The sequence below is a fragment of the Variovorax sp. VaC1 genome (assembly GCF_043658315.1).
Classification (GTDB): Bacteria; Pseudomonadota; Gammaproteobacteria; order Burkholderiales; family Burkholderiaceae_C; genus Variovorax.
This window is the reverse complement of record NZ_JBIGLT010000008.1, coordinates 181,586-203,374: the sequence shown is the minus strand read 5'-3', so window position 1 is coordinate 203,374 and position 21,789 is coordinate 181,586. Positions and strand designations below refer to the sequence as shown.

The 21,789-nt window shown below is 69.1% G+C and carries 18 protein-coding genes; 9 read left to right on the top strand and 9 right to left on the bottom strand.

Features of this window, described 5'->3' with window-relative positions; translation table 11 throughout:
* Window positions 1-23 precede the first annotated feature (23 nt).
* Window positions 24-806 carry a citryl-CoA lyase gene (locus ACGLHS_RS28840; protein WP_394485267.1) on the bottom strand — a complete coding sequence of 261 codons (783 nt, stop codon included), beginning with the start codon at window positions 804-806 and terminating at the stop codon, window positions 24-26.
* 138 nt (window positions 807-944) lie between these two features.
* On the opposite strand from ACGLHS_RS28840, the gene ACGLHS_RS28835 reads away from it, so the two are divergent.
* Genes ACGLHS_RS28835 through ACGLHS_RS28825 form a run of 3 tightly spaced genes read left to right on the top strand, consistent with a single transcriptional unit; the run spans window position 945 to window position 5,812 of the window.
* Window positions 945-3,275, top strand: a complete 2,331-nt coding sequence (locus ACGLHS_RS28835; protein ID WP_394485266.1) for an acyl-CoA dehydrogenase — start codon at window positions 945-947, stop codon at window positions 3,273-3,275.
* A gap of 44 nt (window positions 3,276-3,319) precedes the next feature.
* A complete protein-coding gene (locus tag ACGLHS_RS28830; RefSeq protein WP_394485265.1) occupies window positions 3,320-4,312 on the top strand; it encodes a Bug family tripartite tricarboxylate transporter substrate binding protein in 993 nt (330 codons plus the stop codon).
* A 3-nt stretch (window positions 4,313-4,315) separates the two neighbouring features.
* Complete coding sequence (locus ACGLHS_RS28825) at window positions 4,316-5,812, top strand: class I adenylate-forming enzyme family protein (RefSeq protein ID WP_394485264.1); 1,497 nt, start codon at window positions 4,316-4,318, stop codon at window positions 5,810-5,812.
* Here the strand turns inward: ACGLHS_RS28825 and ACGLHS_RS28820 are convergent.
* Window positions 5,775-6,245, bottom strand: coding sequence for a nuclear transport factor 2 family protein (locus ACGLHS_RS28820; protein WP_394485263.1), 471 nt, complete (start codon window positions 6,243-6,245; stop codon window positions 5,775-5,777). The two genes, ACGLHS_RS28825 and ACGLHS_RS28820, sit on opposite strands and share 38 nt — an antisense overlap.
* A gap of 381 nt (window positions 6,246-6,626) precedes the next feature.
* Between ACGLHS_RS28820 and ACGLHS_RS28815 the strand changes: the two genes are divergently transcribed.
* The 3 genes from ACGLHS_RS28815 (at window position 6,627) to ACGLHS_RS28805 (ending at window position 9,860) form a co-directional block, all read left to right on the top strand.
* Entirely contained in the window at window positions 6,627-7,310 is a 684-nt protein-coding gene (locus tag ACGLHS_RS28815; protein WP_394485262.1) for a hypothetical protein, read from the top strand.
* A gap of 104 nt (window positions 7,311-7,414) precedes the next feature.
* On the top strand, window positions 7,415-8,482 hold the full coding sequence (locus ACGLHS_RS28810; protein WP_394485260.1) for a purine-nucleoside phosphorylase: 1,068 nt from the start codon (window positions 7,415-7,417) through the stop codon (window positions 8,480-8,482).
* A gap of 97 nt (window positions 8,483-8,579) precedes the next feature.
* Window positions 8,580-9,860 (top strand): aspartate carbamoyltransferase, encoded by a 1,281-nt coding sequence (locus tag ACGLHS_RS28805; protein ID WP_394485259.1) that lies wholly within the window; start codon window positions 8,580-8,582, stop codon window positions 9,858-9,860.
* Window positions 9,861-9,884: 24 nt separating this feature from the next.
* Here the strand turns inward: ACGLHS_RS28805 and ACGLHS_RS28800 are convergent, their stop codons facing one another.
* The 5 genes from ACGLHS_RS28800 to ACGLHS_RS28780 form a co-directional block, all read right to left on the bottom strand.
* Window positions 9,885-10,583, bottom strand: coding sequence for a TIGR02117 family protein (locus ACGLHS_RS28800; protein WP_394485258.1), 699 nt, complete (start codon window positions 10,581-10,583; stop codon window positions 9,885-9,887).
* An 11-nt stretch (window positions 10,584-10,594) separates the two neighbouring features.
* On the bottom strand, window positions 10,595-11,788 hold the full coding sequence (locus ACGLHS_RS28795; protein ID WP_394485410.1) for a Y-family DNA polymerase: 1,194 nt from the start codon (window positions 11,786-11,788) through the stop codon (window positions 10,595-10,597).
* Window positions 11,789-12,211: 423 nt separating this feature from the next.
* On the bottom strand, window positions 12,212-12,826 hold the full coding sequence (locus ACGLHS_RS28790) for a YiiX family permuted papain-like enzyme (RefSeq protein WP_394485257.1): 615 nt from the start codon (window positions 12,824-12,826) through the stop codon (window positions 12,212-12,214).
* 40 nt (window positions 12,827-12,866) lie between these two features.
* Window positions 12,867-14,360, bottom strand: a complete 1,494-nt coding sequence (locus tag ACGLHS_RS28785; RefSeq protein WP_394485255.1) for a TRAP transporter large permease subunit — start codon at window positions 14,358-14,360, stop codon at window positions 12,867-12,869.
* Window positions 14,361-14,366: 6 nt separating this feature from the next.
* Window positions 14,367-14,906: a C4-dicarboxylate ABC transporter substrate-binding protein gene (locus ACGLHS_RS28780; RefSeq protein ID WP_394485254.1), complete on the bottom strand. Its 540-nt coding sequence runs from the start codon at window positions 14,904-14,906 to the stop codon at window positions 14,367-14,369.
* Window positions 14,907-15,001: 95 nt separating this feature from the next.
* On the opposite strand from ACGLHS_RS28780, the gene ACGLHS_RS28775 reads away from it, so the two are divergent.
* Window positions 15,002-15,565, top strand: coding sequence for a putative glycolipid-binding domain-containing protein (locus ACGLHS_RS28775; protein ID WP_093246160.1), 564 nt, complete (start codon window positions 15,002-15,004; stop codon window positions 15,563-15,565).
* 16 nt (window positions 15,566-15,581) lie between these two features.
* Here the strand turns inward: ACGLHS_RS28775 and ACGLHS_RS28770 are convergent, their stop codons facing one another.
* A complete protein-coding gene (locus tag ACGLHS_RS28770; RefSeq protein ID WP_394485253.1) occupies window positions 15,582-16,583 on the bottom strand; it encodes a Bug family tripartite tricarboxylate transporter substrate binding protein in 1,002 nt (333 codons plus the stop codon).
* Window positions 16,580-17,503 (bottom strand): LysR substrate-binding domain-containing protein, encoded by a 924-nt coding sequence (locus tag ACGLHS_RS28765; protein WP_394485252.1) that lies wholly within the window; start codon window positions 17,501-17,503, stop codon window positions 16,580-16,582. The genes ACGLHS_RS28770 and ACGLHS_RS28765 overlap by 4 nt, the downstream gene beginning before the upstream one ends.
* Before the next feature lie 119 nt (window positions 17,504-17,622).
* Here ACGLHS_RS28765 and ACGLHS_RS28760 point away from each other — a divergent pair, with 119 nt between their 5' ends.
* Together ACGLHS_RS28760 and ACGLHS_RS28755 are read left to right on the top strand one after the other, a co-directional pair.
* Entirely contained in the window at window positions 17,623-20,397 is a 2,775-nt protein-coding gene (locus ACGLHS_RS28760; protein ID WP_394485251.1) for a tannase/feruloyl esterase family alpha/beta hydrolase, read from the top strand.
* Window positions 20,394-21,770: a hypothetical protein gene (locus ACGLHS_RS28755; RefSeq protein WP_394485250.1), complete on the top strand. Its 1,377-nt coding sequence runs from the start codon at window positions 20,394-20,396 to the stop codon at window positions 21,768-21,770. The genes ACGLHS_RS28760 and ACGLHS_RS28755 overlap by 4 nt, the downstream gene beginning before the upstream one ends.
* The last annotated feature ends 19 nt before the right edge of the window (window positions 21,771-21,789 follow it).

Below are 21,789 nucleotides of genomic sequence, written 5' to 3'. Positions count from 1 at the left end.
TTGCTGCTCGCTCGTTCGCTCGCTCAGTCCTGGCGCGGGCCGCCGGCTTCCTTTTCCACACGCTGCCAGATCTCGATGGCCATCGGGTCGTCGATCTCTTCGAGGATGTGGCCCACCAGGCCGATGGCGCGCGCCATCACGCCGAAGCCGCGAATGATCTTCCACGGAAAGCCGAACTCGGCGGCAATCGCGCCGATGGCGCCGGTGGCGTTGATCGGCAGCGACTTGCCCGAGATGCGCTCGGCTTCTTCCTGCACCGCCTGCATCAGCGCCACGTAGTGGCTCGACAGGCCGTTCTCCGCCGCGATCTGGAAGAGGCGCGGCGTGCGCGGATCGATCGGCTTGTGCAGCGGATGGCCCAGGCCCGGCACGATCTGCTTGCGTACACGGTAATCGGCCACGATGTCCTTGGCCATGTCGGCGAGCGGGCGTGTCGGTTTCTCGCCGAACGGAATCGCCTCGTACAGCATCTTGGCCGCGCCCTCGGTGCTGCCCACGAACACCGTGCCCAGACCGCACAGGCCGGCGGCCACTGCGGCCTGCAGTGCCTCGGGGGCGCCTGCGTAAGTGAGGCGGGCGGCCAGCGCACTGGGCGTGACGCCGTGCTCGACCAACGTGACGACGATGGCGTTGAAGGTTACCGACTCCTGCGGCGTCGGGATGCGCCCGGTCAGCTCCAGGAAGGCCATGTCGCCCAGGTTCAGGTGGCCGAGGATCTCGGACGGCAGATCGCGCCCGCGAACGGTGATCTTGTCGGGCGTGCTGTGGCCGAGTTCGGTGTGCAGGGATTTCTTGATCTTGGTCATGGGGCGAATTTATGCCTCTGTACGCAAGGCTGCTATTTGATTGCGAAACCCTCCCTTCGGCAAATGCAAATGCCCTGTGGCGGGGTCTTCAGGCACGCTGCGATCCGTCTTTGCAACGGAACGAGGCAGGCAAACTGGATGGACACCGAATCACTCGCGGCAGTGCGCGAAGCGGCGCTGGACTACTTCGTGCGCAGCCGCGCCATCGGCAGGCGGCGCACCCGCACCGAACAACCGGACGGCGACGAAGCGCAAGGCTGGAAAGACATCGTGGCCCTCGGCTGGCCCGGCATGCTGGCGCCTGAATCGGTGGGCGGCCTTGCGCTGGGGCTCGACGGTGCGGCAGAAATCCTGCGCGCCGCGGGCGAGCATGTGGCGCCCGAACCGCTGCTCGCAGTGGGCGGCCTCAGCGCATTGCTGCTGGCGCGGCTGGACACGCCGGGTGCACATGCCTTGCTGCGCGAACTGGTCGAAGGCCGCAGCCTGCCCGCACTGGCCTGGCAGGAAAGCGCGGGCGACCTGAGCGCGGTGCCGCTGGCCTGCGGCTGCGAGGTGCATGGCGCACAGGCGGGCGGCGTGCTGCTTCAAGGCGAAAAGCTCATGGTGCTGCCCGGCGCTGCCGCCAGCGGCTGGCTGGTGTCGGCGCGCGGTGATGACGATGCGGTGCTGCTGTGGGTGCCCCGCGGCACCGAAGGCGTGAGCGAGACGCTGGTGCCGCTGGTCGATGGCAGCCAGGCCGCCAACCTGCGTTTCGAGCAGGTCGTGCTGCCGCCCAGCGCCGTGCTGGCCGAAGGCGCCGCCGCGCAAGACGCGCTGCGCCACGCACTCGCGGCCGGCCAGATCCTGCAGGCGGCCGAGTTATTGGGCGCGGGGCAGGCGATGCTGGCGCAGACGCTGGCGTACCTGCGCACGCGTTCGCAGTTCGGCAAGCCCATCGGCAGCTTCCAGGCGCTGCAGCATCGCTGCGTCGACATGTTCATTCACCTCGAAGTGGCGCAGGCCACGTTGAACGAAGTGCTCGCGCTGGCGGCACAGGGCCTGTCGTGCAACCGGCTCGAAGCCGAGGCCAGCCGCGCGAATGCGCGCTGCACCGCCGCCGCGCTGCAGGCCTCGCGCGCGGCAGTGCAGCTGCATGGCGCCATCGGCTACACGCAGGAATGCGACCTGAGCCTGTTCTACAAGCGCGTGCTGTGCCTTTCCGCATGGCTGGGCAACGTCACGGCACATCAGCGCCGCCATGCCGCGCTGACGGAAGAGGCCGGCAGTACCTCGGGCACGACGGAAGCGTGGACCGGCGAGTTCCCGCGCCAGGCCGACTGGGCCGCGATGCCCGAGCCCGATTTCCGCCGCATGGTGCGCGGCTTTCTGCAGCAGCGCTATCCGCAAGAACTTCGCTACCTGTCGCACCGCGCACGCTGGAGCGAGATGCGCGAGTGGTACCTCACGCTGTCGGCGCAAGGCTGGATCGCACCGGCGTGGCCGCAGGCGCATGGCGGCATGGGCCTGCCGGCCGACAAGCTCATCGCCTGGATCGAGGAGCTGGAGCAGTACGGCGTGGCGCGCGCGCCCGACCAGGGCATCGTGATGATCGGGCCGCTGCTGATCCAGCACGGAACGCCTGAACAGCAGCAGCGCTTTCTGCCGCGCATCCTGAGCGGCGAGCATGTGTGGTGCCAGGGCTATTCGGAGCCCAACGCCGGCTCCGACCTGGCGGGCCTGCGCACCGAGGCCTTGCCCGCACGCGATGCGCAAGGCGATCACTTCGTCGTCAACGGCCAGAAGATCTGGACCACGCTCGCGCAGGACGCCAACCACATCTTCATGCTTGTGCGCACCGACAAGGATGCGCGCAAGCAGGAGGGCATCAGCTTCCTGCTGTGCGACCTGCGCACGCCGGGCATCACGGTGCGGCCGATCCACACGCTGGCGGGAGAGCCGGAGTTCTGCGAAGTCTTCTTCGACAACGTGCGCGTGCCGGCCGAGAACCTCGTGGGCAAGCTGCACGGCGGCTGGACGATTGCGAAGGCGCTACTGGGTTTCGAGCGCATCTTTCTCGGCAGCCCCAAGCAGTCGCAGTACGCGCTGGGCCAGCTCGCGCGGCTGGCGCAGGCGCGGCGCCTGTTCGCCGACCCGGTGTTCGCGCAGCGCTTTGCCGCATTGCGGCTCGACGTGGCCGACCTGACCGCCGCCTACACGAGCTTTGCCGACATCGTGCGCGCCGGCAAGCCGCTGCCCGCGTCGGTGTCGCTGCTGAAGATCTGGGCCAGCGAGACCTTCCACCGCATCGGCGCGCTGCTGGTCGAGGCCGGGGAAGAGCAGGGCGCCGTTGCCGGCGACCAGGTGCTCGACGGGCAGACCTTCAACGTGCTGTCGCCGCTTATCGGCTCCACCGCCGCAATGATCTACGGCGGCACCAACGAGATACAGCGCAACATCCTCGCGCGGCAGGTTCTCGACCTGCCGGCCTGAGCGATGTGAGCCGCCGAAGAAATACACAACAGGAGACAACGCCCATGACACCCATCGACTTCTCGCGCCGCCAGCTCATGGCCGCGCTGGCGGGCAGCGCAGCGCTCGCCACGCTGCCTTTGCCTTCTCGCGTTTTTGCGCAACAGCCCTTGCCATCGCTCATCAAGCTCGTGGTCGGCTATTCGGCCGGCGGCCCGGTCGATGGCGCGGCACGGCTGCTCGCGCCCGCGCTGAGCCAGGAGCTGGGCACGCAGGTCATCGTCGACAACCGGCCGGGCGCCAGCGGTTCGCTCGGCGGCGACGCGGTCGCCAAGGCCGCGCCCGACGGCACCGTGCTGTTCTTCGGCGCGAGCCCGACCATCACCATCAACCCGAACGTGCAACGCCACATGGCCTTCGACCCGATGAAGGACCTGACGCCCATCGCGCCGCTGGTGGACTACACCAACGTGCTGGTGGTCAACAACGAGCTGCCCGTGCGCAACGTGGGCGAGCTGCTGGCCTATGCGAAGGCGCGGCCCGGCAAGGTGTTCTACGGCTCGGCGGGCGTGGGCGCGTCCAACCACCTGAGCGGCGCATTGCTGGAGAAGATGACCGGCGTGCAGATGACGCATGTGCCTTACAAGGGCAGCGCGCCCGCATTGGCCGACGTGATGGGCGGCACCGTGACGATGATGTTCGACATCATCGCCACGTCGAAGCCCTTCATTCAGTCGGGCAAGGTGCGCGCGCTGGCCGTGACCTCGCGCCAGCGCAACCGCATGCTGCCCGAGGTGCCGACCATGATCGAGTCGGGCGTGCCCGGCTACGACGTGGGCGGCTGGTTCGGTCTCTACGGCCCGGCGCGCATGGATCCGGCGCTGGTCGCGCGCGTGAATGCGGCCGCGCAGAAGATGCTGGCGCGCGAAGACATCGCGCGCCGGCTGCGCGAGCAGGGCTACGACGTGTGGTCGGGCGCGCCGGACCTGCTGGCGACCAAGGGCGTGTCCGACCGCAAGCTCTGGGCGAGCGCGTCCAAGGGCATCGAGGCGGAATAAGCGATGCGGCGCATTCACGAATTGCTGGAGGCGCGTGCGGCCCGCACGCCCGATGCCGTTTTTCTGTTCGGGCCCACGGGCACCACGACCTACGCGGCCTTGCAGGCGATGGTCGACGTGGCCGCGCAAGACTTGCAGGATGCCGGCGTGCGACCGACCGACCGCGTGGTGCTGGTGGCCGAGAACTGCGCCGCGCACATCGCGCTGCTCATGGCCTGCAGCCGCATCGGTGCGTGGTCGTGCGGCGTCAATGCGCGCATGTCGCCGGGCGAGGTGGCGGCCATCGCCGAGCGGGCCGATGCGCGCCTGTGCTGCTTCACCGCCGAGGCTTCCGAATCGGCCGGCCGGCATGCGCAGCGCGCCGGTGCGGTGCCGATGGCATTGCCGGGCGTGATGCGTTCGGCGGTGCGCGCCGAGGCACGTGTGGAGCCCGATGCGGCATTGGCCGACACGGCCGCCATCATCTTCACGTCGGGCACCTCGGGCACGCCCAAGGGCGTGATGGTGTCGCATCGCGGCCTGCTGCACTTCGGGCGCGTGTCGGCCACCGTGCGCGCGCTGAACGAACGCGACCGTGCCTACGCCTTCCTGCCCATGACGCACATCTTCGGCATCGGCACCGTGCTGATGGCGGCGCTGACGGGTGGCGCGTCGCTGGTGCTGCGCAGTGCCTTTTCGCCGGCCGACGTGCTGCAGGCGCTGGCCGGCGAGCAGGTGTCGAACCTGCTCGGCCCGCCAACGATGTACGCGCGCCTGCTGGCCCACATCGACGCGGAGCACGTGGTGCCGCGCTTTCCGCAACTGCGCTACGTGTACACCGGCTCGGCGCCGCTCGACCCGGCGCTCAAGCAGCGCGTGGAGCGGCTGTTCGGGCAGCCGCTGCACTACGGCTACGGCCTGTCGGAGTACGCGGGCTCGGTGTTTCTCACGCGCACCGAATCGCCGCGCACCGACACGGCCGCCGGCCATGCGGTCGAAGGCGGCGAGGCGCGCATCGTCACCCTCGATGGACAGGACGCGGCACAAGGCGACACCGGCGAAATCTGGCTGCGCGGCCCGGGCCTGATGCTGGGCTACTTCCGCGATGCGGCCGCCACCGCGCAGGTGATGCGCCCCGGCGGCTGGTACGCGTCGGGCGACCTTGGGCGCTTCGGCGAAGACGGCGCGCTGTTCGTGGTCGGGCGGCTGAAGGAAATGATCATCCGCTCGGGTTTCAACGTGTACCCGGCCGAGATCGAGGCGGTGATCGGCCGCTTCGACGGCGTACACCTGTGCGCGGTCGTCGGCGTGCCGGAGGCCGATGGCAACGAGCAGATCGTCGCCTTCGTCGAGATGAAGCCCGGCGCCGTGCTCGACGAAGCGGCCTTGCGCGTGCAGCTGGTCGAGCACCTGTCGCCGTACAAGCGGCCGGCCCGCATCGAGGTGATCGACGCGATGCCGACCACGGCCAACGGCAAGCTGCTCAAGCGGGAACTGCAGGCACGGGCCCGGCAGCCCTGAGGTCCGATGGCAGGTCGCCGATGACGCTGCCGCGGCCCTTCTGCGTGTCCATGTACTCGCGCACCCGGGCGATGCGGCCTTCGCGCAGTTCGAGGATGAGGCAGTAGTCGTTGTCGTAGCGCCGGCCGCTGGGGAGCGTGGCCTGCAGGCGCATCTCGAGCATCACCGTGTCGCCCTCGCAGAGCATGGGGTGGGTGAACTGCACCGACACATCGGCCACGAACAGTTTCGGAAATTCCTCGGCCAGGAAGCGCACGATGGTGTCGGGTCCGATCATGTGATCGGTGAAGCCGAGCGCCACGCCAGTGGCGTTGTCTTTCGGCGCGAGCCATTCGGCGTCGTCGGTAAAGGCGGCCCGGATGCGCTGCGGGTCGCGGCTGGCAAAGGCCTTCCATGCTTCGGAGACGGCGCGCTTGTTCTGTTCGGGTGTCATGCGGTGTGGTTCAGGGGGAGTGAAGGAGCGGCCGAAGATAGGCAAGCGGCCCGGTGCCGGCGCGCTGCTTCCGGACATCTCCAATCGGCGATGGCGATGGCGGTGGCGGTGGCGATGGCGATGGCGATGGCGATGGCGATGGCGATGGCGATGGCGATGGCGATGCGGCCGGCCCGGCGCGGCGCGGCGCGGGGCCGGCCGTCGTAGGCTCGTTCCTACGTCCGGCGCGGGGGACGGGCCCGATACTCGTGGCCTTGCTTTCCGTTTCAGGACGTATCCCGTGACCGTGCCTTCCGTCGCTTTTCACCCCGCAGGCCACGCCCGTGCACCGGCGTCTTTCGCGTCGGGGCCGATGTCCTTGCCGACTGGAGGTGCCGCGCGATGAAGTCGTCTCCCGGAGCGCGCAGCTGGATCGCCGCCGGCGTGCGCCATGAACTGCTCACGCGCGCCCTGCCGGCATTGCGGCACGACATGGCCGCGCCGGTGTCGGTGATCCGCATGGCGCTGCTGATGCTCAAGCGGCAGGTGGGCGCCGCCACCATCGATGCCGCTGCTTGCGAAGAGCGCGTGGCGCTGATCGACAACCAGGTGTCGGAGCTGGTCCACGCCATCCGCTCGCTGCGCGACTGGGAACTGGCGACGACCGACGACGGCATCACCCGCAGCGCACTGGTGGCGCAGTGCGTGAGCCTGATGCGCTCGGCCTTCGACCTGCACGGCGTGGCGCTCGACGCCACCGATTCCGTTGCCGCGCGGGATGACGAGCCGCGCTGGCCCGCGGGTGCCGCGCTGCGCTACCTCTTCCTGGGCGCGCTCGGCTACCTGCATGACGGCGTGGTCGAGGCCGGCACGATCCGCATCGAGGCCGACGGCGCCGATGCGCTGCGCCTGAGCGCCTTGCCGCGCGAACCCGGCGCCACGCAGGCCGTGCTCGACGCGCACCGTGCACCGCGCGCGCTGGCCATCGATGCGGTCGCGCTGCAGAACCTGGCCGAAGACCTCGGCTATGCCATCGCGCTGGAGCGCGACAGCGTGCGCTTCAGCCTCGCCGCCAGCGGCGGCTGAGCCGACAATCGCGGGTGGCGGGCAGGGCGCCGCGCGCGTTGCCGGCGCGCCGGGCGCGTTTGTTGCTGCTGTCCGGCGTCCTTTTTCCTTTACCGAGTTCCAGAATGTTTCCTCGTTGGTCTTCCCTTGGCACGCGTATCTTGGCGCTGTGCGGCGTTGCGCTGCTTGCCACCGCCTGTGCTTCCACCTCGAACCCGTCATCCGCAACGAACGCGACCGCGGCGCCCGCCACGGCGGCCGCTGCGCCCATCAAGGTCAAGGTGTTCGTCGCCGCCATGTTCGAGATCGGCAAGAACACCGGCGACCGCGCCGGCGAGTTCCAGCACTGGTACGAGCGCTACTGGATGAACGCCAAGCCGATGGCCGTGCCCGGCGCGTTGCAGCCCGTGTACTGCAACGCCGACGGCGTGTGCGGCGCGGTGCTCGGCATGGGCAAGGTCAACTCGTCGTCGTCGATGCAGGCCATTTTGCTGAACCCGCAGTTCGACTTCTCGCAGGCCTACTACGTGATCTCCGGCGTGGCCGGCACGCCGCCGTCGCGCGGCACCATCGGCGAAGTCAGCTGGGCCACCTGGCTCGTGGACTACGACCTGGGCCACCGCTGGGCGCCCGAAGAGAACAAGGCCGGCGAGCCGACCTTCATGCCGCGCAAGGGCTACGAGGAATACCGCCGCTTCAGGATCAACCCCGACCTCGTGAGATGGGCCATGAAGCTCTCGGCCGACACGCCGCTGAAAGACTCGGAATCGGCGCGCAAGTACCGCCTGCGCTACCCCGACGCCGCCGCGCGCCGCGCGCCTTTCGTGGGCACCGGCACGCACATGACCGGCGACACCTTCTTCCACGGCCCCGGCATGTCGAAGCAGGCGCAGTACATCGCCAAGCTCTACGGCGCCGACGACTACGTCATCACCGAAATGGAAGCCGCCGCCATCACCCTCGTGATCAAGCGCACGCACGGCACCGACCGCGTGATGAGCCTGCGCGGCGCGGTCAACTTCGACCAGGGCAGCCCGAAGGAAACCACGCTGCAGCACCTGGACCCGGCACCGGGCGAAACGGCCGGCGGCTTTGCCGAAACGGTGGAAAACATCGAACTGGTGGGCAGCCGCGTGGTCGATCACATCGTGGCGAACTGGCCGCAGTGGCAGGGCGGCGTGCCCAAGCCCTGAGGGCGTTGTGGCGGCCGGGCAGCCGCCTCATCTAAAAATATACGCAAGGCGTAAATTTTCACGAGAAATTCTTACGCATGGCGTATATTTGCGGCCCATGAGCCAGCAACAAGACATCCTGCGCGACGCCATGCGCCGCCTCAATCTCACCCGCGATGCGTTCTCCGAGCGCCTGGGTGTTCGCCGCCGGGCACTCGACACCTGGCTGCTGCCAGCCGACTCCGGCGAGTCGCGGGCCATGCCCGAGATGGTCGGCAAGTTCGTCGCCGAGATCCTGCAGCGCGAGGCGCAGGCGACCGCCGGCGCCGACGACCGCCCGCTCGGCCAGCGCATCGCCGCCGAAGGCCGGCCGCACCTGCTGTCGGTGGCGCAGTTCGAGCGCGAGAGCCTCGAAGACCTGTTCCAGGTTGCTGACGTCATGCAGCCCATCGCGCGGCGCCAGAAGGTCACGCGCATCCTTGAAGGCGCGGTGCTCGGCAGCCTCTTCTTCGAGGCCAGCACCCGCACCCGCGTGAGCTTCGGCGCGGCCTTCTGCCGGCTGGGCGGCACGGTGTGCGACACCACGGGCTTCACCTTCTCGTCGATGGCCAAGGGCGAATCGATCTACGACACCAGCCGCGTGATGAGCGGCTACGTCGATGCGCTGGTGGTGCGCCACCCCGAGCAGGGCTCGGTGGCCGAGTTCGCGCGTGCCACCAACATCCCGGTCATCAATGCCGGCGACGGTCCGGGCGAGCACCCGAGCCAGGCCATCCTCGACCTGTACACCATCCAGCGCGAGTTCTCGCGCATGGGCAAGCTGGTCGACGGCACGCATGTGGCGATCGTGGGCGACCTGAAGTACGGCCGCACGGTGCATTCGCTGATCCGGCTGCTGGCGCTGTACCGCGGGCTGAAGTTCACGCTGATCGCGCCGCCGTCATTGGAAATGCCGGCCTACCTGCTCGACCTGGTGTCGCGCAACGGCCATGTGATCGAGCAGACGCAATCGCTCGAAGAAGGCCTGCGCGGTGCCGACGTGGTCTATGCCACCCGCATCCAGAAGGAGCGCTTCGCGGGTGAGGAAATCGAGGGCTACACGCCGGAGTTCCAGGTGCGCAAGGCGCTGGTCGATGCGGTCTGCAAGCCCGACACCATCCTCATGCACCCGCTGCCGCGCGACGGCCGCCCCGGTGCGAACGACCTGAGCATCGACCTCAACCACGACCCGCGGCTGGCGATCTTCCGCCAGACCGACAACGGCATTCCCGTGCGCATGGCGCTGTTCGCGGTGCTGATGGGCGTCGAACACCAGGTGGCGCGCTCGATGCGCGATGCCGGCTGGCGCTCGCCTCCGCACATCGGGCCGGACGACGCGGACTTCGACGGGCTGGACTGATCTGCAACGCGTAACCCGCAACGCTCAGTGCGTTGCGGGTTGCAGGTGCCACGTCACCGTGAAGTCGAAGGGCGTCCAGCGGCTGACCGTGACGCCCGCCTGCCGCAACCCACGCCCGATCCAGGTGTTGCAGGTCTCGAAGAGGTTGTAGCCGCCTTCGGCTTCGTAGAAGGCATCCTGCCTGTCGTAGTGCGCGCCTGCGATGGGCGTCGCGCGGCCCGATGGCAAGGTGCGTTGCACGTACCCGACCAGTTGCGCGTACTGGGCCTGCGACAGCGGCAGGTTGAACGCACCGCGCCCCAGTTGCCCGCGCTGCAGGTAGCTCACATGCATCAGCGAGCGGTTGCCGCCCGACAGCGCACCGAAGGCGCGCGAGGCCGTCAGGTCGCCCCAGGTGGGCGTGTTCAGGTAGAACTCGCGGTCGCCCCAGCCGATGGCGATGAACTCGGCATCCGGCGGCACCGCGCGGAAGTCCGCCAGCGGAAAGAGCTGTTGCCAGTCGATGGCGGCCGAGCGGATCGGGAACACGTAGTCGGTGTGCACGCCGTTGCTCAACACCCAGGCCTGCACCTCGGGTGCATTCGTGGCCGCCCCGGCGTTCGACGGCCTGGCGTTGGCGGGCCACAGCACCAGTGCGCAGGCCGTGGCCACATAGAGTCCGACCAGCGCCACCAACCCCAGCAACGTGAATGCAATGCGCTTGAGCCAGCGTTGGATGGCCATGGTGTCGACGCTCAGAAAAGCGATGCGGTGGTCGACACCGGCTCCGCAGCCGCGCGTTGCGCACCCGCACCAGCCGGTGCCAGCGCCTCGGAGCTGCCGGCCTTGGCGAGTGCACCCACGCGCACGCCCAGCAGGCGCAAGGGCCGCTCCAGCGGCACGCGCTTGAGGCACTGGCCGCCGATCTGGCGGATGGTCTTGCCGTCGTCGGTGAAGCGGTCGATGGTCTGGTCGCGCGTGGCGATCTTGAAGTCGTCGTAGCGCAGCTTGATGCCGATGGTCTTGCCCACGTAGCCCTTGCGCTGCAGGTCTCCGGCGAGCCGCTCGCACAGGTCGGTGAAGATCGCGCCCAGCGCGGCGCGGTCGCGCACCGCATGCAGGTCGCGGTCGAAGGTGGTCTCGCGGCTCATCGAGACGGGTTCGCTTTCGGTCACGACCGGCCGGTTGTCGCGGCCCCATGACACCTCGTGCATCCACGCGCCGGTGGCCTTGCCGAAGTTGGCAACGAGCCAGTCGCGGTCGCGCGCCGCCAGTTGGCCCACGGTCTCGATGCCGAAGCGCTTGAGCTTTTCGTCGGCCTTGGGGCCGATGCCGTTCACCTTGCGGCAGGGCAGCGGCCAGATGCGCGTTTCGAGGTCGTCCTCGTACACCACCGAGATGCCGTTGGGCTTGTTGAACTCGCTGGCCATCTTGGCGATGAGCTTGTTGGGCGCCACGCCGATGGAGCAGGTCAGGCCCGTGGCGTCGAAGATCGATTTCTGGATCAGCCGTGCGAGCACGCGGCCGCCTTCGCGCTGGCCGCCGGGCACGTCGGTGAAGTCGATGTACACCTCGTCCACGCCACGGTCTTCCATCAGCGGCGCGATGTCGAGAATGACTTTCTTGAAGGCGCGCGAGAAGCGGCGGTATTCGTCGAAGTCGACCGGCAGGATCAGCGCCTGCGGGCAGAGCTTGGCGGCCTTCATGAGCCCCATGGCCGAGCCGATGCCGAACTGGCGCGCGGGGTAAGTGGCGGTGGTGATCACGCCGCGGCCGGTGTAGTCCTTCAGGCGCGGGAACGAATCGACCGGAATGTCGGCCAGCGTGCCGCCTTCGGGCAGGTTGCGGATGGCCTCGTCCACGCTGCGCCGTCCGCCGCCGATCACCACGGGCAGGCCCTTGAGTTGCGGATAGCGCAACAGCTCGACCGACGCGTAGAAGGCGTCCATGTCGAGGTGGGCGATGCGGCGGATCGGCGGGGCTGACGGGGGCTGGGAACTCACGGAAACGATTGTCTCGCGGGTGGGGCGGTTGTGCCTATGGAGGGGCACAGGCTGTGTGCCTGTTTTGCTGTTTGCCTGGGTTGTTCGGGGTGCGTGCACAGGACACCGGGTACTCCCCTCCGCGAATGTCCCCCGGGGCTTCGCCCCTCCTCCTTTATTTCGCTGCGGGGAGCACCCGGTGCCCTGCGCACAAAAGGCGCTGTCGTTGTGCTGGCCGATCAACAACTGCACTGCTCAACGCTCACGCTGGCGGGGTGCCTTGCGCAGCGAAATAAAGGAGGAGGCCGCAGGCCGGGGGACATTCGCGGAGCAAGGCACCCCGTCGGCGTGAGCGCCGCCCTGGACGAACAGCAGCAGACAGAAAATCCTTCAGCGCGTCTCCACAGTCATGAGCAACGGCGACTCGAACATCGCCACAGGCGAGATCACCGGTTCATCCATCGGCACCTTGTCGCCATAGCGCTCGCGCATCTTGGCGCGCACGGCCGGGTCCGTCAGGTTGAACTCGCGGATCTTCTGCAGCTCGCCGATGCGGATGCCCAGCGCGCGCTGATAAAGCTTCCACACGAGTTCGGAACAGTAGATGCGCTGGTCCGACCACTCGAAGGTCAGGTCGTACGGACGGCCCGCGAAGTCCGAGGTGCGCGCACGCAGGCGCGCCACGGCAGCGGGTGTCAGCAGCTTGTCGGCATCGCGCAGGCGCTTGACCACGTAGTGGCCGCCATTGCCGCGCGCCGTCCACTGCGCGAGCGGCGTGTAGCGCACCGTCGACACCGCCTCGAACACGTAAGGCTTGCCACCTTGGAACAGCACGATGCCCATGTGGCTGTAGCGAGAACCGGTGGCGCGCTGTACCGCCACGCTCTGCGCCGAGCGTGAGGTGTGGAAGATGATGTCGCCGTCTTTCAGCGTGGCTGCGGCGTGGCCGGTGCTGCAGAAAAGAACGGAAAGAAGCAGCGCGAGCGCGGCGAAAAGCTGGGTCATGGTGCCGCGCATTGTCCGGCAGTCTGGCGCGTGCGGGCCCTCAGTTTTCTTCGGGCGGTGCGCTGCTGTCGCTCGTGTCGGGCGGTGGCGCCATCTCGCGCATGAGCCGGTCGACCGCTTCCTCGTTCATCGGCTGGGCCGGTGCCAATGCGGTCGGCGAGGTGCGCAGCCAGCGCGTGGTTTGCGGCAGGGCCATCACGCCGACGGTCACGACGGTGAGCACGGCCAGGTAGGGGACGAGCGAGCGCGCGATGGCGGCCACCGGCGGGCGTGGCGCAACCTGGCCGCGCGCGAGCACCAATGCATAGCCGAAGGGCGGCAGCAGAAAGCCGGCCTGCAGCACCAGCAATGTGAGCGTGGCGATCCATGCCGCGTCGTCGAGCTGCGCCAGCACCGGCGGCATCACGATGGGCACGATCAGGAAGATCAGCTCGAAGGCATCGAGCACGAAGGCGCAGGCCAGCAGCACGGCCAGCACCGCCATGAGCCCGAGCATCGGATGGCCCTGCAGCGACAGCATGAGCCGCGCGATCAGTCCGTCGGTGCCGAAGCCGCGCAGCAGCAGCGAGAAGGTGGTGGCCGCCGCGAGCAATGCGTAGAGCGCACCGGTGAGCGCCATTGCATCGTCGAGCACCTGCCACAGCACCGGGCGCGTGAGCTGGCGCGACACGAGGCCCCAGGCCAGCAGCATCACGCAGGCGGCGGCCGCGCCCTCGACCGCGCGCACCTTGCCCATGGTCACCAGCACCAGCAGCGCGCCGATCAGCAAAGGAACGAGCAGCAGCGTCCAGCCTTCGCGGCGGTCGATCGGTTCGCGTGGCGCGCTCGGCACCGGCTGGCGTCGCGCGCCGAACCACGCAACCGCGAGCCAGCCGAGCAGCAGTGCCGCCGCAGGCACCAGCGCGGCCTGCAGGATGTCCTGCGTGTTGACGATGCGGTTGGCGGCACCGGCGGCGGCCGTGGGCAGCGAGAGTTCGCGCGCCATGTTCACGCCTTCGGTGTGCGCGCGCAGCATGGCGTCGCCGAGCAACAGCAGCACCAGCGAGGGCGGCACGATCACGCCCAGCGTGCTGGTCACGGCAACGAGCGCGGTGCGCTGTTCGGCGGGCAAGCCTTCGCGCGCCCAGCCCTTGCCGGCGGTGCGCGCCAGCGTGAGCAGGCTGGCGCCGACCGAGCCGTTCATCGGCGCGAGCATCAGGCCCAGCACCATGCCGGCCAACTCCGCCGCGGCACGCGGTACAACAAAAGCCAGCAGCTTGCGCAGGCCGTTGTACAGGTGCTCGGCCAATGCCAGCCGGTTGAGCAGCGCGCCGACCAGCGCGTAGAGCGCGAGGGCTTGCAGCAAGTCGTGCTCCAGCAGACCGACGATGCGCCATGGCAGGTTCTGCAGCAGCGCGACGTCGAAGGCGCCGAGCGCCAGCCCGGCCACCGCACCCAGCGTGCACACGCCGAGCAGCACGGCGTAGGTCGGCCAGCCGGTGGTCATCATCAGCGCCAGGGCCAGCGCGAGAAGGGCGAGTCCGAACCAGGCCATCTGTGCTTACGCGGGCCTGCGTTCGTGCCAGAGGTCGAGCACGCTCTGCACCGCCAGCAGCACGGCGAGCAGCAGCAGCGCGACCTTGATCATGAAATAGCCGGGGTTGAAGGTGTCGGGGAACAGCTCCATCGCCATCACCGCGCGCACCACCGGCACGGTGGCCGTCACGATCAGGAACAGCGCCCACGGCAGCACGCACAGTGCCGCGCCGATGCGGCGCAGCCGCGCGAAGCGGCCGGTGGTGTCGGCGGCGAGGTCGGGCCGGGCCACGAGGTGCGCCCCGCGCCGCCCCGCATGCCGCAACGCCACCGCCACATAAAGCGCGAACAGCCACTGCGCGAGATCGTTCGCCTGCGTCGGGCCGTTGCCAGAGCCCGCGAGGTCGCGCAACGGCCATTGCAGGAAGAGCAGCACCGCGATGGCGAGGGCGAGCGGCATCGCGGCGCGGTCGATCAGGTCGAGCACGCGCGGCGCGGGCGGCGCGGGCTGTAGGGGAGGCGCTTCGCGTGGATCGCTCGGCTCGGTGTGGGTGGGCGGCAACATGCGCCGCCGACGCTAGCGCCCGAACCTGACTGCCACCTGCGAAGGCGAAGGGGCAAGGCTTGCGCACCGCAGCACGCCGGTCCATCATCCGCGCCATGCAAACCGTCGCCTCCATTCTCTGGCGCAGGCTCGATGCACCGGGCCACGACGCCTGCCGCCTCGAACGCAATGCCTCGGCCTGGCAACTCGATGGCGGTGCCGTGTTCCGAATGGAAGACGGTCGCATCGGCCAGCTGCACTACCGCGTGCGCTGCGACCTGCTCTGGCACACCCAATGGGGCACCGTGCGCGGCTGGCTCGGCGACTCGGCCATCGACCTGTCGATCACCCGCGATGCGCGCGGCCACTGGAAGCTCAATGACGAAGCGGTGTCCGACATGTCGCACTGCGTCGATCTCGACCTGGGCTTCACGCCCGCCACCAACCTGCTGCAGTTGCGCCGGCTCAATCTTGCGAAAGGCGAGAGCGCCGATGCACCGGCGGCATGGGTCGACCTGGACGGTGGCGGCGTGCTGAGCGAACTCATGCAACGCTACGAGCGGCGCAGCGAGAGCGAGTACGCCTACGAGGCGAAGCGCTTCGACTACGCGGCGGTGCTGGGCGTCACACCCGACGGCTTCGTGAAGGACTACCCGCGCCTCTGGACGGCAGGCAACTGACAGGCCAGGCGGCGAATCAGTCGAACTGCGAGCGGTCTCCCGCCACCAGTTCGCGGTTGCGTCGCCGGTCGAGCGTGATCTCGTGCGCGAAGTCTTCGATGCCGCCGCCGGCCGGCAGGTTGTAGGCGCCGCGCAAACGCGCGAGCACGGCGTCGCTGCGCAACACGCGGTTGATCTCGAGGTTCAGGCGTTGCACCACCGACGCCGGCGTGTGGGCCGGCGCGAAGATACCGAACAGAGAGTCGCGATTCGCTTTTTCAAAACCGAGTTCCGCCAGTGTCGGCACCGCGGGCAGCGCCTCGATGCGCGCGGGCGCGCCGACCGCCAGCGCCTGGAAGCGTCCGCCCTCGATGTACTGCAACTGCTGCGCCGCGACGTTGGTCGACAGCACCTCGAACTGCCCGCCGAGCGCGTCGTTGAGCTGTGGCCCGCCGCCCTGGTAGGGGATGTGCGTGATGTCGGTGCGGCTTTGCATGCGCACCTGCGCAAGCACCATGTGGCCGATGGTCGCCACGCCCGACGTGGCCCAGCGCACTGCGCCGGGCCGGCTGCGTGCCTGCGCGATCAGCTCGCCGAAGCCGCGGCCGGTGAAGGCCTGCGTGCCTACCACCAGCACCGGCGTGCGCATCACGCTGGCCACCGGTGCGAAGGCGCGCAGCGGGTCATACGGCACACGCGCGATCAGCGGGTGCAGCGTGAGCGGGCTGATGGCCGAAAAGGCCAACGTGCAGCCATCGGGCGTGGCACGCGCGAGCGCATCCATGCCGAGGCTACCGCCCGCGCCGGGGCGGTTCTCGATCAGCACCGGCACGCCGAGCGACTGCGCGAGCGGATCGGCCAGCACGCGCGCCATGCCGTCGCTCACGCCGCCGGGCGGGTAGACCACGATCAGCCGCACCGGGCGATGCGGCCACGGCGGCGACGCCGCGTACGACAGGCGCGGCAACGCGCACACGGCCGCGAGCCCGACGCTCACGCGGCGCATGAAGTGGCGGCGCTGCAGCGGTGGCACGGTCATGACCCTGGATTCTTGGCCGCGAGCTTGCGCAGCAGCGCCGCGAAATGCTGCGCGGGCAGGTTGTCTTCTTCGGCGCGCGACACCAGCGTGAGCGGCGCGTCGAGCTGGCCGCCATCGGCCAGCCGCGTGTAGGCGATGGCGTGCGCGTGCACGCCGGTCATCGAGGCCGGCACCACCGACAGGCCGACGCCTGCGGCCACGAGGTTCAGGTTGGTCATCATGCGATCGACTTCGGCCACCACGCGCGGGCGCAGGCCCTTGGCGTGACACAGCGCGAGCAGCTCGGCATAGAGGCCGGGCGCGCCCGGACGGCGCACGAGGATGATGCCTTCCTCGCACAGCTTCGACAGCGGCAGCGGCCGGGAAGACTTCTTGCCGGCCGCGACCGCGAAGCGATGGTCGCTCGGCATGGCGACCAGCACGGGCTCGCGCAGCAGCGTTTCGAACAGCAAGCCCTCGGGGCGCGCCACCGGCACGCGCAGCAGGCCGCAGTGCAGCCGGCCCGCGGCCAGTGCCTCGGTCACCTCGGCCGCGTTGTCTTCGCGCAGCTGCAGTTCCACGTCGGGGTGCGCGCGGCGAAAGGCGCGCAGTGCCTCGGGCATGAAGCGGTGCGCGGCCGCCGAACTCGTGAAGCCGACCGCGAGCGTGCCGGCCTGCCCGTTGGCCACGCGCGCCATGCGCTGCTTCATGGCGTCCATGTCCTGCAGCATGCGCAGTGCCTCGACCTGGAACAACCGGCCCGCGTCGGTGAGCGCCACGCCGCGCGGATGGCGCTTGAACAGCAGCACGCCCAGCTCGCGTTCGAGTGCCTTGATCTGCTGGCTCAGCGGTGGCTGCTGAATGCCCAGTTGCTCGGCGGCGCGCGTCATGTGGCCGGTGCCCGCGACGGCCACGAAGTACCTCAGTGCCCGGATGTCCATATGTTTTTCATATCAAGAGTGCCTCTTTATTTTATTTGACCCGAAGTCACTCGTGAATCTATCGTCCGGCCGCCCATTCAAAAAGCAGCCCAGCGAGGCTGCATGCCGGAGACAAGACCATGCGCTCACCGCGCCCCGCATCGATGATTCATCGCGCCCTTCGTGCGTGCCGTTCGTTCGGCCCGGCGATCGGCATGTCGCTCGTGCTCGCCGCCTGCGGTGGCGGGGGAGGAGGGGGCTCGGGCTTCTTCCCGAGCCTGCCCGCGAACCCTCCCGCGAGCGGCAACAACCCGCCCGCCGACCCACCTGCCAACCCGCCGGGCAATCCGCCCGACAACCCTCCCGGCAACCCGCCACCGCCCGTGCAGCCGTTGCTGTCGTGCGCGGACCTGGCCGGCAAGAGCCTGCCCGCCGCGCTGATCAGCCTGCCCACGCAGGGCGCCACCGTCACCAGCGCCACGCCGGTGGCGGCGGGCGATGCCGGCAACGTGCTGGGCGACTACTGCCGCGTGCGCGGCACCATCCAGCCCATCGATGCCAGCGCGGGGGCGATCAACTTCGCCGTCAACCTGCCCGAGAAGTGGAACCAGAAGACCATCCACTTCGGCGGTGGCGGCTTCGACGGCGTGCTCATCGACGGCACCGAGGTCATCCGATTCGGCCCTGCGGGCAAGCCCGCGCCGCTGGCGCTCGGCTACGCCACCTACGGCGACGACTCGGGCCACCAGTCGAGCAGCATCACTGACGGGCGCTTCGCGGCCAACGACGAACAGCTTGCCAACTACGGCGGCCAGTCGCTCAAGAAGACGCGCGACGTGGCGCAGGCGTTGGTGCTCGCGCGCTATGGCGTCGCGCCCAAGCACGCCTACTTTCTCGGCACCTCGACCGGCGGGCGCGACGCGCTCAGCTACATCCAGCGCTGGCCGCTGGACTACGACGGCGTGATCGCCAACGAGCCCGCGCTCAACTACACCGGCACGCGGCTGTCGAACGTGGCGGTGGGGCGCGCGCTGTACAACAACGGCGGTGCCGGCTGGATGAGCGTGGCCAAGACGCTGATGGTGCAGAAGGCCGCGATGCAGGCTTGCGACAAGCTCGACGGCGCGGTCGACAACATCGTGAGCAACGTCGAAAGCTGCAGGCAACTGAACACGCAGATCCTGGCTTCGCTGCGCTGCCCCGGCGGCGCGGACACGGGCAACACCTGCCTGTCGGATGCGCAGATCGCCACCGTGCAGGCCATCGAGTCGCCGCTCGACTTCACGACCTATTCGCTGGCCAACGGCGTCAAGCGCGCGGGCGGCTACAACCTGCTCGAAGGTGCACTGGTGGCGGGGCCCTTCACCACGCGCAACCTCGGCTCGTCGAAGGTGCCGAACAATCCGGCCACCTCGACCGACGCCAACATGTACGTCACCGGCGACCAGTGGGTGAAGTACTTCGTCACGCGCATCGCAACCTTCGACACGCTGACCTTCGATCCGCAGAACCCCGGCAGCTATGCCGCGCGGGTGACCGAGGTGTCGAATCTCACCGACGCGACCAACCCGAACCTGGCGCCGTTCTTCGCGCACGGCGGCCGGCTCATCATGCTGCACGGCCTGGCCGACGAAGTGATCAGCCCGAACTCGACCATCGACTACTACAAGCAGCTCATCGCCACCGTGGGCCAGGCGGCCGTCGACCAGAGCGTGCGCTTCTACACCGTGCCCGGCATGGGCCACGGCACCGGCAGCTTCATTCCCAACTGGGATTCGCTCGCCGCGCTCGAAGGCTGGGTCGAGGCCGGGTTGGCGCCCGCCACCGGCGTGGCCGTGGACGCTGTGGCCGGCACCTACGGCCGCACGCGGCCGCTGTGCCTGTTTCCGTCGTGGCCCAAGTACCGCGGCAGCGGCAGCCTCGATGCGGCCGTCAACTACAGCTGCGTGACCGAGGTCGGAAACCCGCTGGCCTGCCCGAACCTGCCCGCGTCCGTCGCCACCTACAAGGGCGGCAACAGCTTCGGTGAAGAGCTGCGTGTGCAGGTCAACCCGGCCACCATGGCCTACACCGTGACCATCGATGCGAGCGCGCAGGGCCGCACCGGCATCCAGCGCAACGGCACGCTGGTGTCGCAGGGCAGTTGCAGCTATTCGAGCGGTACCAACGGCCCGGTCTTCAGTTTCGGGGCTGGCGGTGTGCTGTCGGGCGGCGTGGATGCGCCAGCGGGCGGTGGCTTCGCGCCGCTGCTGGCCTTTCAGAACACCTACGACAGCACGGGCGCCAGCGACTTCAAGGCCATCGCCGCCACCTTCAACGCGGCGGGCGTGGTGCAGGACAAGGACGGTGTCTCTGCTTACGGCGCGGCGATGAAGCTGCGCGCCGAAGGCAGCTTCCAGTACTGCCGCGACACGACGTCGAAGAGCTTCATGCTCTACGTTGCCAACTGCACCGGCACAGAGAAGGGCTACATCGCCTACAACGCGAGCCATGGCGCGTTCGACGTCTTCACGACTCCGCCGGGCGACCCGGCCGCCACGAGCGGCGGCGCGCTCAGCGGCTCGATGGTGGTCGGGCTGGTCAACGGTGCCACGGTGCCGCTGCACCTGGTGCGCGAATCGGCCACCAGCGTGGGCCTGCGTGTGCTTGCGCGGGCGCAGAGCCTTGCGTCCGGCGCGGCCGACGGAAGCTACGCGATGCTGAGCGTGAAGGGGGAGAACCATGATGCGACCGTGACGGGCAGCGGGTTCAATCTCGGTGGCGCGGCCGCGGCCCTGAGCTACGACGCACCGGTGCCCGGCGTGGCGCAGGCCGATGCGGGCCGGCCCGGCAATTTCATCTTCAACAGCGGCGTCCTGGCATTCGTTTCCGCCCCGGGATCGAATGCGGCGCTGGAACTCGGAGTACGCCATTGAAAAAACAACTGTCCCGCCTGGCCGCATTCGCCTTGCTCGGCGCGGCACCGCTGCTGTCCGCGCAGGCCGTGAAAGCCGCGCCGATGGCACCCAGGGCGGCCGCCTGTCCGGCACCGGTGCCCGACACCGCGCGCTGCTACACGGGTGAAGACGGCACCGGTGCCCTCTACTGGATCGCGATTCCGGGCGGATGGGCGAAGGACGCGAACCGCGTGCTCGTCATGCACGCCCACGGCGGCCCCGAGACCGGCCCGCCCCAATTGGCGCGCAGCGAGGAAGACCTCAAGCGCTGGGCCGTCACCGTGAAGGCGGGCTACGCCTGGGCCGGCTCGACCTACCGGCGCGGCGGCTACGGCGTGACGATGGCGGCCGAAGACACCGAGCGCCTGCGCCAGATCTTCGTGCGCCACTTCGGACAGCCGCATCGCACGCTGCTGCACGGGCAGAGCTACGGCGGCGGCGTGGCCGCCAAGGCGGCCGAGCTGTACGCACCCGCGGGCGATGCGGCGATGCCGAAGAGCCCCTACGACGGCCTGCTGCTCACGAGCGGCGTGATCGGCGGGGGCAACAACAACTACGACTTCCGGCTCGACCTGCGCGTGGTCTACCAGTACGTCTGCCGCAACCACCCCAGGCCCGACGAACCGCAGTACCCGCTGTGGATGGGCCTGCCGATGGATTCGAAGCTCACGCGCGCCGACCTCGCCGCGCGCGTGAAGGCGTGCACCGGCGTCGGCCTGCCGGCGGCGCAGCGCACGCCCGAACAGGCGGCGCGGCTCAAGACCATCCTCTCGGTCGTGAAGATTCCGGAGCGCTCGCTGGTCAGCCACCTCGCGTGGGCGACGTGGCTGTTCCAGGACCTGGTGCAAAAGCGGCTGGGCGGCCGCAACCCCTTCGGCAACATCGGCGTGGTCTACCAGGGCTCGGCCGACGATGCGGCGCTCAATGCCGGCGTGTTGCGCTATGCGGCCGATCCGCAGGCCAAGGGCGCACTGGCGGCCGACAGCCAGCCCACCGGCCGCACCGCGCTGCCCACGGTCGGGCTGCATGCCATCGACGACCCGACCGCGTTCGTCGAACTCGAGAACGCCTATCGCCGCATCCGCGACGCGGCCGGCACCGGCGACCGCCTGGTGCAGAGCTTCAGCGACGAGCACGAGCACAGCTACCTGAGCGATTCGGAATACCCCGCGTTGTTCGGCGCGCTGCTCGACTGGATCGACAAGGGTGAGAAGCCCACGCCCGAAGGCCTCGTGCAGCGTTGCAAGGCATTGATGCCGCGCTACGACACCGACGGCAAGAACGGCTGCCGCATCCAGCCTGCGTGGCAAGCGCCCGCGCTCGAAAGCCGCGTGCCTTCGCGCGCGCCCTGATTTCTCTTTATTCATCCCA